Raw genomic sequence first — 14,225 nt, 5'->3', positions numbered from 1 at the left:
CGGCCCGCGCGTCACCGAAGACCACGAAGGAGCACCACCGATGACGGTTCAGACATCCATCCAGCTGTTCACGCTCAAGAACGAGCTCGACGCCGATCTCGACGGCACGCTCGCCGCCGTCGCCGCCCGCGGATTCGTCGCCGTCGAGCCCTACGACTTCGTGCACCGCGCCGAGCCGCTCGCCGCGGCCCTCGCCGCCGCCGGCCTGGTCGCACCCAGCGGTCACGCCTTCCTCGCCTCGGAGTCCTTCGTCAACCCCGACGGCAGCGGCACCAGCGTCCCCGTGCCGACCCCCGCCGAGGTGTTCGCGGCGGCGAAGACGCTCGGCATGGGCACCGTCATCGACCCCTACACCGAGCCCGCCCGCTGGGAATCGGTCGAGCAGATCGCGGAGACCGCGCGCCTGCTCAACGCGGCCGCCGAGATCGGCGCCGCATCCGGCATCCGAGTCGGATACCACAACCACGCCCACGAGCTGGAAGCGGTCTTCGACGGCGTCACCGGTCTCGAAGTCCTCGCCGGGCTCCTCGACGAGCGCGTCGTGCTCGAGGTCGACCTGTACTGGGTCGCCCGAGGCGGCGTCGATCCCGTCGCGCTGCTGCAGCGCCTCGGCAGCCGTGTCGTCGCCGTGCACGCCAAGGACGGCACGCTCGATCCGGAGCTCGTGAACGCGTACCCGCCCGCCGACCAGGTCCCCGCAGGAGACGGCGCCGTGCCGCTCGTCGCGGCGATCGCGGCCGCACCGGCGCTCGAGCTCGCGATCGTCGAGTTCGACCACTACGAGGGCGACCTCCTCGACGCCGTCGAGCGCAGCCGCATCTACCTCGACGAGAACGTGGCCGCCTGATGGCCGCCGACAGCACGACGGTGGGTGTCGGCATCATCGGCGCCGGCAACATCAGCGACCAGTACCTCAGCAACCTCACCACCTTTCCCGACGTGCGGGTGCTCGCCATCGGAGACGTGATCGTCGAGCGCGCCGCTGCACAGGCGGCGAAATACGGAGTGCCACGCTCCGGGGGCGTCGATGTCGTGCTCGACGACCCCGAGATCGACATCGTCGTGAATCTCACGATCCCGGCCGTGCACGTCGAGGTCTCCGAGGCGATCATCGCGGCGGGCAAGCACGTGTGGACCGAGAAGCCGCTCGGAGTGAGTCGCGAGGAGGCGCGCGGACTGCTGGAGAAGGCGGATGCCGCCGGCCTCCGCGTCGGCGCGGCGCCCGACACCGTGCTCGGCCCCGGAGTGCAGACCGCCAAGCGTCTGATCGCCCGCGGCGACATCGGCCGTCCGCTCTTCGCGCAGACCACCTTCCAGTGGCAGGGTCCGGAGATCTTCCACCCCGACCCCGCTTTCCTGTACGCCAAGGGCGGCGGTCCGCTGCTGGACATGGGACCGTACTACGTCTCCACCCTCGTGCACGTGTTCGGCCCGGTCGCGACCGTGGCCGCACTCGGGCTGAAAGGTGCAGAGACGCGGCGCGTGCAGCAGGGGCCTCTGGCCGGACAGGAGTTCCCCGTCGAGGTGCCCTCGACGCTGAGCGTGCTGATGGACTTCGAGCGCGGCGGTCAGGCGCAGAGCCTGTACAGCACCGACTCCCCGATGCTCCGTCAGGGCATCGTCGAGATCACCGGCACGGAGGGGACCCTCGTGATCCCCGATCCGAACACCTTCGGCGGTGCGATCTCGATCACCCGCCCGCTCACGCGGATGTTCATCCCGCCGGAGCCCATCCAGCAGGAGATCGTCGACGTCGAGCAGGAGGGCGTGCTCTCCGGCCGCGGCATCGGACTGCTCGACATGGTGCGCTCGGTGCGCGACGGCCGTCCGCACGTCGCGACCGGCGAGTTCGGCTACCACGTGCTCGACACGCTGCTGTCGATCGAGGAGGCCGCGGCCTCGCGCTCCTTCGTCGCCGTGGAGAGCACTCTCGACGAGGTCGGGGCGCTGGACGCGTCGTTCGACCCGTACGCCAGGACGTTCTGAGGCGGGCGCCTGGTCAGGCCGCGGGTTCGCGGAGCCTGACCAGGCGCTCGTGACCGGTCTCCTCGAGCTCGGCGATGTCATCGCGCGACTTGAGGAAGTCGGAGAACGAGCGATAACCCAGGGCCTTCTCGCTGAAGGACGGGTCCATGCGCCGCATGTGGGTCTTCACCGCCGAGCTGTGCAGCCACTCGTCGGCATCCGCCTTGTCGTGGCCCAGACGCAGCGCGCGCTGCAGCAGCGCGGTCGCCTCGCCCTGCTCGTCGAGCTTCGCGGGAGCGGGCGCATCCGCCGTCGATGCGGCCTTCGAGCGGGAGGCCTTGGCCTTGGGCGCCGCCTTGGCCTTGGCGGCGGGCTCAACCTGATCGACGGTCTCGGGCGCGGGGGCAGGAGCGGCGATCCGCGTCGGCCTGACCACGCCAGGCAGCGAGTCGTACGACTCGAACTCGTCGCACGCGGCCGCGAGGGACTTCGCGGTCGATCCGGCGACGCCGACGCCGATCACGTAGCGCCCCAGCCGCTTGCAGCGCTGGGCGAGGGGCACGTAGTCGCTGTCGCCGGCGACGATCACGGCGTGGGTGAGGTCGGGGAGGCGGAACATGTCCTCGACGGCATCCACGGCGAGGCGGATGTCGGCGCCGTTCTTCGCGTACGCCGCGGCGGGGAAGAGCTGCACCAGGTCGACGGCGCGGGCCACGAGCTGCGTGCGGTACTCGGCGTTCACCGGCGACGACCAGTCGGCGTAAGCGCGCGTGAGGACGAGGGTGCCGAACGACGCGGCGTAGTCGATGATGGCGCCGACGTCGATCATCGCGGCGCGCAGTCGCTCGGTCACCTCGGGGTCGTCTGGGCGCTCGGTGATGCGCTGGCGGTCCTTGCCGTAGGCGTTGCGCCCGTGCACCCGGTCGTACCAGGAGATGACGATGTTGTCGAAGTCGAGGTAGACCGCGACGCGGGCCTCCGATGCCTCAGCCATTGTGCGACTCCTCTGTGGGGTAGGTCACGCCGATCTGAGCGCGGATCTCGTCGAGCGTGCCCATGATCGCCACGGTCTCGGCGATCGGCAGGATGTCTCCGTCGAGGAGCCCGTCGCGCACGAGGCGCTCGGCGGCGTGGGCCTCGTGCTCCATGCCGCGGGGCGCATCCGGAGCCGGTGGGCCGCCGATCTCCTCGAGGACGGTGCCGTCGGGGGCGATGAGGCGGAGGGTGGATGCCGACGACCACGCCGGCTGGATCTCGATGCGCGCCCTGGTGCCGAGGATCGACGCCGTGTTCGACCCGGCCGCTCTCGACGAGGAGAAGCTCGTCGAGACGGCGCCGCCCTCGTGGACCATGACCGTGGCGACCTCGGCGTCGGCGCCGGTCTCGACGAGACGGCCCGCGGCCTGGATGCTGGTCGGGGCGCCCAGCACGTCCCAGATGAACGAGATCGGGTAGATGCCGAGGTCGAGCAGAGCGCCGCCGCCGAGTTCCAGCGCGTTGAGGCGGTGCGCGGGGTCGGAGGGGAGGAGCTGGGTGTGCGAGGCCGACACCGTGCGGATCTCGCCCAGGGCGCCAGAGGCGATGAGCTCGCGCATCCGCACCATCTGCGGGAGGTAGCGCGTCCACATGGCCTCCATCACGAGCAGGCCGCGCTCGGCGCCGAGGCGCTGCAGGGACTCGGCCTCCGCCCGGTTGACCGTGAACGCCTTCTCGACGAGGACGTGCTTGCCGGCCTCGAGCGCGAGTCGCGCGTTGTCGTGGTGCATCGGGTGCGGCGTCGAGACGTACACGATGTCGACGTCGGGGTCGGCGACGAGCGCCTCGTAGGTGGGGTGGGTGTGCTCGGGGGCGATGCCGTGCGCGGCGGCGAAGGCGTCGGCGGACTCCTGCGAGCGTGAGCCGACAGCCACCAGATCGAGCCCTGCGCTGCGCAGATCGGATGCGAACGCGCCGGCGATGCCGCCGGTCGCGAGGATTCCCCAACGAAGACCAGTCATGGTCTCAGCGTAGAGGGTAGGGGCGCGGTCAGGCCTTCGCGAGCGCCTGATCCAGGTCGGCGATGAGGTCGCGGGGATCCTCGAGGCCGGCGGACAGTCGGATGGTGGTGAGCGAGATGCCCGCCGCCTCGCGCTGCTCGGCGTTCAGGTGCGAGTGCGTCATCGACGCGGGGTGCGCCACCAGGCTGCGCGCATCGCCGATGTTCGCGACGAGACGGACCACCCGCAGGGCGTCGATCACCCGGCCGACGCGCTCCTGGGCGCCCTCGTCCGCAGGGCCGGCCAGGTCGAAGGAGAACACCGACGGCACGCCGTCCGGCAGGTAGCGCTGCGTGAGCCCGTGCCAGGGATTGCCCTCGAGACCGGGGTGGTTGACCCTGGACACCGAGGGGTGCTCGGCGAGGAAGCGGGCGACGGCGAGGGCGGTGGCGCTCTGCCGCGACACGCGCAGGTCGAGGGTCTCGATGCCCTGCAGGATCTGCCAGGCGTTGAACGGCGAGAGGGACGGGCCGAGGTCGTGCACGTACTTCGACTTCACCAGCGCCGCGAACGCCTGCCCGATGCCGAACCGCTCCCACAGCACGAGCTCGCCGAAGCGCTTGTACGGGGCGGTGAACTGCGGCCAGCGGTCGGGCTCCGCTCCGAAGTCGAACGTGCCCTGGTCGACGACGACCCCGCCGAGGGAGGTGCCGTGCCCGGAGAGGAACTTGGTGGCCGAGTGCACGACGAAGTCGGCGCCGTGCTCGCCGGGGCGCACCAGGTACGGCGTCCCCACGGTGTTGTCGATCACGAGCGGCACCCCGGCCTCGTGCGCGATGTCGGCGACGAGTCCGATGTCGAGCACCTGAGCGACCGGGTTCGCGACGGACTCGGCGAACAGGGCGCGGGTCTCCGGACGGATCGCGGCCCGCCAGGCGTCAGGGTCGTCCTGATCGACGAAGGTCACCCCGATGCCGAAGTCCTCGAACGTGTCCTGGAACAGGTCGACGGTGCCGCCGTAGAGCTGGTTCGCGGCGACGATGTGGCCGCGCACGCCGACGAGCGCGAGCAGGGTCACCGCGACGGCGGCCTGACCGGAGGCGACGGCGACCGCGGAGGCGCCGCCCTCGAGCGCCGCGACGCGCTCCTCCAGAACCTGCTGGGTCGGGCTGGCGTTGCGGCTGTAGAGGTTGCCCGTGGTGCGCAGCGCGAACAGGTCCGCAGCATCCGCGAGCGAGGAGAACTGGTACGCGGCCGTCTGGTAGATCGGCGGCACGGCGCTGTTCTGGGGTGTCCCTGGGACGTAGCCGGCCTGGATCTGCCGGGTCGCGAACTCGCTCATCAGACCATTGTGATGAGCGAGCGGTCCGTGCTTCGGCGTGTGTCGAACTGTTGCACCGCGTGAACCTCCGAATCGCCGCCGTGGCGCGGTGGAGCGACCGCTCGTACCGTGGCCGCCATGACCGAACCGCTCATCATCGGCGCCATGGTGCGCACTCTCGGCGCGTACCCCTCCGGGTGGCGTCACCCCGACGCCCACCGCGACCCGTCCGCCGACCACGCCGTCCTGCGGCGCATCGCGGAGGAGGGAGAGGATGCCGGTCTCGACTACCTCTTCTTCGGGGACTGGCTGGCCACGGGGCCCGACCTCGAGTTCCGCGACCCCTACCTGCTCGCACGGATCGACCCGGTGAGCGCCGTGCTGTTCCTCGCCGGGCTCACCTCCCGTATCGGGCTCATCGCGACGGTGAACACCACCTACGCCGATCCCTACACGACGGCGCGCTCGCTCGCATCGCTCGACGTGCTCTCCGGGGGCCGCGCCGGCGTCAACCTCGTCACCGGCGCCGAGCCGCGGGCTGCGGGCAACCACGGCCGCGACGCGCACGCCGACAACGAGGGCCGCTACGACAGGGCGGAGGAGTTCGTCACCGCTCTCCGCCGACTGTGGGACTCGTGGAGCGAGGACGCCTGGGTCGCCGATGCCGAGCGCGGCGTGCTCATCGATCCGGAGGGTCTGCGCCCCGCCGACGTCCGCGGCGACCACGTGCGGGTGGACGGTCCTCTCAACGTCGCCCGACCTCCGCAGGGGCAGATCCCGATCGTGCACGCGGGCACCTCGCCCCGGTCGCGCCACCTCGCCGCGACCGAGGCCGATCTCGCGCTCATCGCGGCGCCGACCCTCGCGGACGCGATCGCGACGCGCGGCACTCTGCGCGACATCGCGGCAGAGGCCGGACGCTCTCCCGACGACGTGAAGGTCATCGCCCCCGTGCTCCCGGTGGTCGCGGAGTCGGATGCCGAGGCCCACCGCATCGTCGAGAGGCTGCTCTCCCTCGTGCCGCTGGCGGAGGGGCATCAGCGGGATCGGACGGCCTTCCCTCCGAACCGCACGGTCGAGGCGGTGGCCGACGCGCTCGGGGTAGCGGCCGACGACCCGCTCAGGGCGGCGTCCTTCGATGCGCCGGTGACCGCCCACGAGGCCGCGCGGCTCGGATCGGCGGGAGAGGCGCTGATCGCCCGCGTCGCGCGCATCGCCGGTCTCGGCGTCGGCGGAGAGCATCCGGTGACCTGGCGTCATCTCGTGGCCGCGCACGCGGTGCCGGCGGCCTTCGTGGTCGGCGACGCCTCGGCGATAGCCGACCACTTCGAGACCTGGCGCGACGAGGGGGCGGCCGACGGATTCAACGTCCTCTCCGCCTTCCAACCCGCGCAGTTCGAGGCGTTCACCCGGCTCGCCGCCCCCGAGCTGCGCCGCAGAGGGCTGCTCGGACGCGACGGCGGCACCCTCCGCGACCGCCTGCGCATTACGTCGCATGTCGATGCGTGACAGCGGGTGACCGCTCGTGAACGGTCGTGTCCGCCGCATCGTCGCCCGGCATCCCTCGTCCCTAACGTGAGTCGCACCCTGCATACCCGAACCCTCCAGGAGGCCCCCGCATGAATCGTCGCCTTGTCCGCGCCGTCGCCGTCGCACTCCCGCTCGTCATGGCGGCCGGTCTCGCCGCCTGCGCCTCGTCTCCGGCGCCGGCGAACGCGCCCTCCGCCGGCGGCGACCCCGTCACGGGCGGCACGCTCACCTACCTCGAGCACCAGACCTACACGAACCTGTACCCGCCGCAGGCCGGCTTCTACCCGAACGGCGGCATCGTCAACAACATCACCGCTCGTCTGACGTGGCAGAACCCGGAGACGCTCGAGATCGAGCCCTGGATCGCCTCCGACTGGACGGTGAACGACGACGCGACCGAGTACACCTTCGACCTCCGCCCCGGGGTCACGTTCTCCGACGGCACCCCGCTCGACGCCGCGGCGGTCGCGAAGAACTTCGACACCTACGGGCTCGGAGCACCGGATCGGGGGCTCACGGTCTCCGAGGCGGTGAACAACTACGCCAGCAGCGAGGTCGTCGACGACGACACCGTCACGTTCCGCTTCTCCGCCCCGTCTCCCGGGTTCCTGCAGGCGACGTCGACCATCAACTCCGGGCTGCTCTCGCCGGACACGCTGGACGGCACGATCGAGGACTTCGGCGCAGGCAACGCGGCCGAGATCATCGGCTCCGGGCCGTTCACTGTGACGGGGGAGAAGCTCGGCACCGAGTACACGCTCCAGGCGCGGAAGGACTACGCGTGGGCTCCCGAGAGCGCCGCGAACCAGGGCCGCCCGTACCTCGACGACGTGCACGTGATCGTGACGCCGGAGGACTCCGTGCGCATCGGCTCGCTGCTCGCCGGTCAGGCCGACCTCGTCCGGTACGTCCAGGCCTTCGACGAGGCCCGCGTCTCGGGCGCCGGCTTCACGCTGTACGCGCCGCAGACCCGCGGTGTGAACAACTCGATCGCCCTCCGCCCGGGGAACCCGATCCTGAGCGACATCACGGTCAGGCAGGCGCTCGTCGCGGCGGTGGACGCCAAGGAGGTGGTCGACACCCTCTTCACCGAGAACTACCCGGTGGCCACGTCGGTGCTCTCCTCCGAGGCGCTCGGCTACAAGGACGAGTCCGAGCACTACGTCTACGACCTCAAGAAGGCGAAGAAGCTCCTCGATGAGGCCGGGTGGGAGGTCGGAGGCGACGGGATCCGCGAGAAGGACGGCCAGCGGCTCTCGATCACCGTCTACGAGGCCAAGCCGCAGCCGCAGTCGAAGGCCACGCTCGAGCTCGTCGCCCAGCAGCTCGCCAAGGCGGGCGTCGAACTGACCGTCAAGCCGGGAGACGCGGGCAGCTACGCCGAGGACACGCGCGATCCGCTCAAGACGGGCTTCTACCACTCGATGGTCGGCCGCGCCGATCTCGATGTGATCAAGAGCCAGTTCTTCACGAAGAACCGCGACGTGCTCATCTCCGAGGATGCCGAGCTCGACCGCCTGCTGCTCGCCGTGGCCTCCGAGCCCGACGCCGACAAGCGCGTGAAGGCGTCGCAGGCGGTGCAGGACTACATCGCCGAGCAGGCGTACGTCATCCCGCTGTTCGAGGAGCCGCAGGTGTACGGAGCGGCGACCTACGTGCAGGGCTTCGCGTCCGAATCGGTCGGCCGCCCGACCTTCTCCGAGGTCTGGCTCCAGGAGCACTGATGACCTTCGTCCTCCGACGAGCCGGGCAGGCCGCGATCGTTCTGATCGCGGCCTTCACGGCCACCTTCTTCCTGCTGCAGCTGCTGCCGGGGGATGCGATCCTCATCAAGTTCTCCGACCCGAGTCTGGGGCTCTCGCCCGAGCAGCTCGACGGCATCCGCGCGGCCTACGGCGCCGACGTGCCGTGGTGGGAGCAGTACGTGCACGCGGGCCTCGGCTTCGTCGCCGGGGACTTCGGCTACTCGACCCAGTTCGGCACCCCGGTGCTCAGGATGCTGGCCGAGGCGCTGCCCGCGACGCTGCTGCTGGCCGCGCTCGGTCTCGTCGTCGCCCTGCTGCTCGCCGTGCTCATCGCGGCCGTGTCGTCTCTGGCCCCGTTCGCGTGGCTCCGCGACGGACTGCGTCAGGTGCCCGGCCTCTTCGTCGCCGTGCCGGTGTTCTGGCTCGGCATCCTCCTCATCCAGGTGTTCTCCTTCGGCCTCGGCTGGGTGCCGATCGTGGGCGCCGATCCGGTGCGGGGGCTGATCCTGCCGGTGCTCACGCTCGCCGTCCCGATCTCGGCTCCGCTCGCCCAGGTGCTCGTGCGCGCCGTCGATCAGGTGCAGGCGCAGCCCTTCATCACCGTGGTGCGCGCGAAGGGCGCCCCTCCGACGTGGGTGCTCACGCGATCGGTCGCGCGCAATGCGGCCGTCCCCGCGCTCACGATCGCGGGCGTCCTGTTCGGCGAGCTCGTCGGCGGCGCCGTCGTGACCGAGACGGTGTTCGGACGCACGGGCATCGGCAGGCTCACGGAACAGGCCGTGGCGAACCAGGACATCCCGGTGCTGCAGGGCGTCGTGCTGCTGTCCGCCCTCGGCTTCGTGCTCATCTCCTTCGCCGTCGATCTGGTCACCCCGCTCATCGACCCGCGTCAGCGTGTCCGCCCCGCGATCGGAGTCCGTTCATGACCGCGCTCGTCGCTGCTCCTGCCCCTGCGCCGGTGTCCGAGGACGTCGCCCGGGTCGTCGCCAGCCGTCGGCCCCGTCGGCCTCGTCGCCCGTGGGGCCTCTACGTCGCGGTGGCCCTCGTCGCGGTGGTCGTGCTGTGGGCCGTGATCCCCGGGGTGTTCGCTCCGGGGGATCCGCTCTCCGGGGCGCCGGCCGACAAGCTCCTCCCGCCGAGCGGGTCGCACTGGTTCGGCACCGATGCCCTCGGCAGGGACCTGTTCGGGCGCGTCGTGCACGGGTCGGTGCACTCGCTCTCCGGGGCGCTCATCGCCGTCACGGTCGGGCTCGGCCTCGGCACCCTGATCGGCGCGGTCGCCGGGGCGCTTGGCGGCATCGTCGACGACATCCTCATGCGGGTCGTCGACGTGCTGCTCGCGATCCCCGGACTGCTGCTCTCGCTCTCGGTCATCATCCTCCTCGGGTTCGGGACCGTGAACGCCGCGATCGCTGTCGGTCTCGGCAGCATCGCCGCCTTCGCGCGGCTGATGCGCTCCGAGGTCGCGCGGGTGCGGCGCACCGAGTACGTCGAGGCCGCGTACGGGAGCGGGGGCACCTTCTTCGCCGTGCTCCGCCGGCACGTGCTCCCGAACTCTCTCACGCCGATCGTCGCGCTCGCCGCCCTGCAGTTCGGCACCGCGATCCTCGCGATCTCCACCCTGGGCTTCCTGGGGTACGGAGCCCCGCCGCCCACCCCGGAGTGGGGTCTGCTGATCGCGGAGGGACGCAACTACATCTGGACGTCGTGGTGGCTCACGGCCCTCCCCGGTCTCGTCGTGGTCGCCGTCGTGCTCAGCGCCAACCGCATCAGCCACCGCCTCGGAAGGAACATCCGATGACCGTCAACGCTCCCACGGGCGGGACCGTCCTCACCGCCGCCGACCTGCGGGTCTCCTATGCGGGCCGAGAGGTCGTGCACGGGGTGTCGTTCGAGCTGAACGAGGGGGAGACCCTCGCCCTGGTCGGGGAGTCCGGATCGGGCAAGTCCACGACCGCGCACGCGATCCTGGGGCTCCTGCCGGAGGGCGGCCGCGTCGACGCGGGCTCGGTGCGCCTCGGCGACCTCGACGTCTCGGGGTGGTCGGACCGGGCACTGCGCGGCATCCGCGGTCCGATCGTCGGCCTCGTGCCGCAGGATCCGGTGACCTCCCTCGACCCCGTGCGGCCGATCGGCGCGCAGGTCGAGGAGATCCTGCGCCTGCACGGTCATCGCGACCGCCGGCGGCGTCGCGCCCGCGTGCTCGAGCTGCTCGACCGGGTCGGCATCGACGACCCCGACCTGCGGGCGCGCCAGTACCCGCACGAGCTCTCCGGCGGCATGCGCCAGCGCGTGCTGATCGCCACGGCGATCGCCCTGCGACCGCGCGTGCTCATCGCCGACGAGCCGACCAGTGCGCTCGACGCCACGGTGCAGCGGCGCGTGCTCGATCTGCTCGACGAGCTGCGGCGCGAGGAGGGCACCGGCATCCTGCTCGTGACCCATGACCTCGGCGTCGCCGCCGACCGCGCCCAGCAGCTGGTGGTGCTGAAGGACGGCGCCATCGTCGAGCAGGGCGCGAGCGCCGACGTGCTGGCGGCCCCCTCCGACGCCTACACGCGGCAGCTCCTCGCCGACGCCCCGGCGTTCGTCACCGGCTTCCGTCGTCCCGAGGCGCCGCCGTTCCTGCGCGACGCCGCCGCCGTCGCCGCCGAGGATCCGTACGCGATCGTCGCCGAGGGGCTCGTGAAGGAGTTCAGGGTCAAGAGACGCGAGAGCTTCCGCGCGGTCGACGACGTCTCCTTCCGCGTGCGCCGTGGCACCACCCACGCGCTGGTGGGGGAGTCGGGGTCGGGCAAGACGACGACGGCGCGGCTGATCACGCGCTTCCAGCGGGCGGATGCCGGAACGATACGGCTGGACGGGGAGGACGTCACCGGGGTGTCCGGCGAGGGACTGCGGGCGCTGCGCCGACGGATCCAGCTCGTGTACCAGAACCCCTTCGCCTCGCTCGATCCGCGACAGCAGGTTGCCGACATCGTCGCCGAGCCGCTGCAGAACTTCCGTGTGGGGTCGAAGGCCGAGCGGCGCGAGCGCGCTCTCGCCCTCATCGACAGGGTGGCGCTGCCCGCCGATCTGGCCCGGCGGACTCCGCGCGAGCTCTCCGGAGGCCAGCGGCAGCGCGTCGCGATCGCGCGGGCGCTGGCCATCGACCCCGAGATACTCGTGCTCGACGAGGCGGTGTCCGCCCTCGACGTCACCGTGCAGGCGCGCATCCTCGAGCTGCTGGCCTCGCTGCAGGCGGAGCTCGGGCTCACGTACCTGTTCATCTCGCACGACCTCGCGGTGGTCCGCAGGATCAGCCACACGGTCTCGGTCATGCGCCGCGGCCGGATCGTCGAGGAGGGCGCCACCGAGGAGCTCTTCCGCGACCCGCAGCACGACTACACCAGGGAACTGCTCGCCGCGGTCCCGGGACGCGCTGCCGAACGCACAGCCGAACCGGCAGCCGCACTCACCGCCGCACTCACAGGAAGAGCCCTCTCATGACCGCGCCCACTGTCGCCTTCTTCACCCGGCTGCTCGACGACGCCGCCCCGGCGGAGCGCTACGCGCTCGCGACGGAGCAGATCCAGCAGGCGGAGAGGTACGGCGTCGGCCGCGCCTGGGTCGCGCAGCACCACTTCCGCGCGGCGGAGGGAGGCCTGCCGTCGCCGCTCGTCCTGCTCGCGAACGTCGCGGCGCGCACCACGAGCATCCGCCTCGGCACCGGCGTCATCACTCTGCCTCTGGAGGACCCCGTGCGGGTCGCGGAGGACGCGGTCGTGACGGATTTGCTCTCTGGTGGGCGGCTGGACCTCGGTCTCGGCAGCGGCGGCACGCCGTCGTCGTTCGCGCCCTTCGGGGAGGACGTGCGCGCGAAGGCGGCGACCTACGACCGCAAGCTCGGGGTGCTGCTGGATGCGCTGGCCGGACGCGACATCGGCGCGGACAACACGCTCTACCCGGATGCCGGCTCGCTCGCCGACCGCATCTGGCAGGCGACGTTCTCGGCGCCGGGCGGTCACAGGGCCGGCGTGCACGGTCACGGCCTGCTGCTCTCGCGCACGCAGCCGCGTCGCGCCGACGACCTGCACGCCCCGCTGTCGGCACTGCAGGACCCGATCATCGACGCGTACCTCGAGGCGCTGCCCGAGGGCGTCGCGCCGCGGATCACGGCGTCCCGCACCGTGTTCGTGGCGGATGACAGGGCCGAGGCGCTGCGCTTCGCCGAGGTCGGGCTGCGCCGGGCCGCCGAAGGCTTCCGGAGTCAGGGGCAGACGATCCCCGGCGACGACCTCGACGACCTCATCGCGGCGCTCGACACCCACCTGGGCACGCCGGACGAGGTCGCCGAGTCGCTCGCCGCCGACACCACGCTCGCGCGGGCCACGGAGGTCGCGTTCCAGGTGCACTCGGTCGACGCCCCGCACGAGCACGTGCTGCGCTCGATCGAGCTCTTCGCCGACAGGGTCGCCCCGGCCCTCGGCTACACCCTCGACACCATCAAGGAGAAGGCATGACCACCGACATCGTCGATCAGATCGCGGGGGTGACGCCCGAGCTCGACGAGCTGCGGCGCCGCCGTCCGGTGACCAGGGAGCAGCTGCAGGCGAGCTTCGACGCGCTGTTCCGGCCCGTCTCCGTCGCGCACGTCTCGCAGGAGGAGCGGGAGCTGGTCGCGGCCTTCGCGACGCGGCTCGCCGGCGACACCGACGCCACGGGCACGTTCTACGCCGACCGCGCGCTCGCCGCCGACCCGCGGCGAGCGGCGATCGTCCTCGCGGAGGCCGCCGAGGCCGCGACGACGGGCCCGTACGGCGCCTACACGGAGGAGGGGCTGCGCTCCGAGAGCACGGACGGACCCCGCTACACCCCGGACGGTGACGCCGTCGATGCGCTCGGGTCGCGGCTGGCCGCTGCGCTCGCGCACACGCACCTGCTCATGCTCCGGCCGCGCGAGGCGTCGGGCGACGACATCGAGCGACTGCTGGACGCCGGCTGGTCGGCAGACGGCATCGTCACGCTGTCGCAGCTCGTCTCCTTCCTCGCCTTCCAGCAGCGGGTCGTCACCGGCCTCCGCGTTCTGGGGGCGGCGGCATGACCGTCGCGGACTCCGTGCTCGTGCACCACGACGCCCCGCATCCGCACGCCTTCACGCGTGCCGAGGTCGGCTGGCGACCCCACCTCGCGCCGCTCGCCGAAGAGGAGCTCACCGAGCGCCACTACGACGGACTCGTCGAGGCGGCGCGCGCGAAGAACGACTACTTCCGGCTGCTGGCGCGCGACCCCGAGGTGCTGAAGGCGCGCACCCTGGTCGACAAGGACATCTTCTACAACGTCGCGGAGGGCCTTCCCCGTGCGGAGCGCGAGCTGGCGGCGACGGCCGCGTCTCGTCGCAACGGCTGCGTGTTCTGCGCCTCCGTGCACTCGCGGTTCGCGGCGCACTACGGCAAGCGGCCCGACGACGTCGACCTCCTCCTCGACGAGGGGACGGACGCCGATCTCGGCGAGCGGTGGAACGCCGTGGTCGCGGCATCCGTCGCCCTCACCGACACTCCGAGCGCCTTCGGCCCCGCTGAGGTCGCCCGGCTGCGTGCGGCGGGTCTCGACGATCTCGAGATCTCCGACGTCATCCACGGCGCGGCGTTCTTCAACTGGGCCAACCGGCTCATGCTGTCGATCGGGCGTCCGGTTGCGCCGGACTGA

The 14,225-nt window shown here is 71.7% G+C and carries 13 protein-coding genes; 10 read left to right on the top strand and 3 right to left on the bottom strand.

All coding sequences use genetic code 11. The features are described from left to right. Positions 1-40: 40 nt before the first annotated feature. Positions 41-847 carry a sugar phosphate isomerase/epimerase gene (locus CQ047_RS00480; RefSeq protein WP_105672317.1) on the top strand — a complete coding sequence of 269 codons (807 nt, stop codon included), beginning with the start codon at positions 41-43 and terminating at the stop codon, positions 845-847. Beyond that, positions 847-1,986, top strand: a complete 1,140-nt coding sequence (locus CQ047_RS00475) for a Gfo/Idh/MocA family protein (RefSeq protein WP_105672316.1) — start codon at positions 847-849, stop codon at positions 1,984-1,986. The genes CQ047_RS00480 and CQ047_RS00475 overlap by 1 nt, the downstream gene beginning before the upstream one ends. A 13-nt stretch (positions 1,987-1,999) precedes the next feature. On the opposite strand, the gene CQ047_RS00470 is transcribed toward CQ047_RS00475, so the two are convergent. The 3 genes from CQ047_RS00470 to CQ047_RS00460 are packed head-to-tail and all read right to left on the bottom strand — an operon-like array spanning position 2,000 to position 5,283. After that, entirely contained in the window at positions 2,000-2,959 is a 960-nt protein-coding gene (locus tag CQ047_RS00470) for an NYN domain-containing protein (protein ID WP_105672315.1), read from the bottom strand. Beyond that, positions 2,952-3,962 carry a Gfo/Idh/MocA family protein gene (locus CQ047_RS00465; protein WP_105672314.1) on the bottom strand — a complete coding sequence of 337 codons (1,011 nt, stop codon included), beginning with the start codon at positions 3,960-3,962 and terminating at the stop codon, positions 2,952-2,954. The genes CQ047_RS00470 and CQ047_RS00465 overlap by 8 nt, the downstream gene beginning before the upstream one ends. Positions 3,963-3,990: 28 nt before the next feature. Beyond that, a complete protein-coding gene (locus tag CQ047_RS00460; protein ID WP_105672313.1) occupies positions 3,991-5,283 on the bottom strand; it encodes an O-acetylhomoserine aminocarboxypropyltransferase/cysteine synthase family protein in 1,293 nt (430 codons plus the stop codon). Positions 5,284-5,400: 117 nt separating this feature from the next. Here CQ047_RS00460 and CQ047_RS00455 point away from each other — a divergent pair, with 117 nt between their 5' ends. The 8 genes from CQ047_RS00455 to CQ047_RS00420 all read left to right on the top strand — a co-directional run bounded on the left by CQ047_RS00455 (position 5,401) and on the right by CQ047_RS00420 (position 14,225). Further along, positions 5,401-6,771 carry an NtaA/DmoA family FMN-dependent monooxygenase gene (locus tag CQ047_RS00455; protein WP_105672312.1) on the top strand — a complete coding sequence of 457 codons (1,371 nt, stop codon included), beginning with the start codon at positions 5,401-5,403 and terminating at the stop codon, positions 6,769-6,771. 110 nt (positions 6,772-6,881) lie between these two features. Continuing rightward, positions 6,882-8,516, top strand: coding sequence for a TIGR04028 family ABC transporter substrate-binding protein (locus CQ047_RS00450; RefSeq protein WP_105672311.1), 1,635 nt, complete (start codon positions 6,882-6,884; stop codon positions 8,514-8,516). Further along, on the top strand, positions 8,516-9,463 hold the full coding sequence (locus CQ047_RS00445) for an ABC transporter permease (RefSeq protein ID WP_105672310.1): 948 nt from the start codon (positions 8,516-8,518) through the stop codon (positions 9,461-9,463). Before CQ047_RS00450 ends, CQ047_RS00445 begins: the two co-directional genes overlap by 1 nt. Beyond that, positions 9,460-10,338 carry an ABC transporter permease gene (locus CQ047_RS00440; protein WP_105672309.1) on the top strand — a complete coding sequence of 293 codons (879 nt, stop codon included), beginning with the start codon at positions 9,460-9,462 and terminating at the stop codon, positions 10,336-10,338. The genes CQ047_RS00445 and CQ047_RS00440 overlap by 4 nt, the downstream gene beginning before the upstream one ends. Further along, positions 10,335-12,026, top strand: coding sequence for an ABC transporter ATP-binding protein (locus tag CQ047_RS00435; protein WP_105672308.1), 1,692 nt, complete (start codon positions 10,335-10,337; stop codon positions 12,024-12,026). Before CQ047_RS00440 ends, CQ047_RS00435 begins: the two co-directional genes overlap by 4 nt. Beyond that, positions 12,023-13,039 (top strand): putative FMN-dependent luciferase-like monooxygenase, encoded by a 1,017-nt coding sequence (locus CQ047_RS00430; RefSeq protein ID WP_105672307.1) that lies wholly within the window; start codon positions 12,023-12,025, stop codon positions 13,037-13,039. Before CQ047_RS00435 ends, CQ047_RS00430 begins: the two co-directional genes overlap by 4 nt. Then, positions 13,036-13,620 carry a CMD domain protein gene (locus CQ047_RS00425; RefSeq protein WP_105672306.1) on the top strand — a complete coding sequence of 195 codons (585 nt, stop codon included), beginning with the start codon at positions 13,036-13,038 and terminating at the stop codon, positions 13,618-13,620. The genes CQ047_RS00430 and CQ047_RS00425 overlap by 4 nt, the downstream gene beginning before the upstream one ends. Next, entirely contained in the window at positions 13,617-14,225 is a 609-nt protein-coding gene (locus tag CQ047_RS00420; RefSeq protein ID WP_105672305.1) for an alkylhydroperoxidase domain protein, read from the top strand. Before CQ047_RS00425 ends, CQ047_RS00420 begins: the two co-directional genes overlap by 4 nt.

The organism is Microbacterium sp. MYb72, from assembly GCF_002979415.1.
GTDB lineage: Bacteria > Actinomycetota > Actinomycetes > Actinomycetales > Microbacteriaceae > Microbacterium > Microbacterium natoriense.
Note: the sequence above shows the minus strand (reverse complement) of the source record. Positions and strands in the feature narration are given on the sequence as shown.

Coding starts and splice junctions, on each gene's coding strand:
- CQ047_RS00480 (WP_105672317.1), top strand. CDS start 41: ATGACGGTTCAGACATCCATCCAGCTGTTCACGCTCAAGAACGAGCTC.
- CQ047_RS00475 (WP_105672316.1), top strand. CDS start 847: ATGGCCGCCGACAGCACGACGGTGGGTGTCGGCATCATCGGCGCCGGC.
- CQ047_RS00470 (WP_105672315.1), bottom strand. CDS start 2,959: ATGGCTGAGGCATCGGAGGCCCGCGTCGCGGTCTACCTCGACTTCGAC.
- CQ047_RS00465 (WP_105672314.1), bottom strand. CDS start 3,962: ATGACTGGTCTTCGTTGGGGAATCCTCGCGACCGGCGGCATCGCCGGC.
- CQ047_RS00460 (WP_105672313.1), bottom strand. CDS start 5,283: ATGAGCGAGTTCGCGACCCGGCAGATCCAGGCCGGCTACGTCCCAGGG.
- CQ047_RS00455 (WP_105672312.1), top strand. CDS start 5,401: ATGACCGAACCGCTCATCATCGGCGCCATGGTGCGCACTCTCGGCGCG.
- CQ047_RS00450 (WP_105672311.1), top strand. CDS start 6,882: ATGAATCGTCGCCTTGTCCGCGCCGTCGCCGTCGCACTCCCGCTCGTC.
- CQ047_RS00445 (WP_105672310.1), top strand. CDS start 8,516: ATGACCTTCGTCCTCCGACGAGCCGGGCAGGCCGCGATCGTTCTGATC.
- CQ047_RS00440 (WP_105672309.1), top strand. CDS start 9,460: ATGACCGCGCTCGTCGCTGCTCCTGCCCCTGCGCCGGTGTCCGAGGAC.
- CQ047_RS00435 (WP_105672308.1), top strand. CDS start 10,335: ATGACCGTCAACGCTCCCACGGGCGGGACCGTCCTCACCGCCGCCGAC.
- CQ047_RS00430 (WP_105672307.1), top strand. CDS start 12,023: ATGACCGCGCCCACTGTCGCCTTCTTCACCCGGCTGCTCGACGACGCC.
- CQ047_RS00425 (WP_105672306.1), top strand. CDS start 13,036: ATGACCACCGACATCGTCGATCAGATCGCGGGGGTGACGCCCGAGCTC.
- CQ047_RS00420 (WP_105672305.1), top strand. CDS start 13,617: ATGACCGTCGCGGACTCCGTGCTCGTGCACCACGACGCCCCGCATCCG.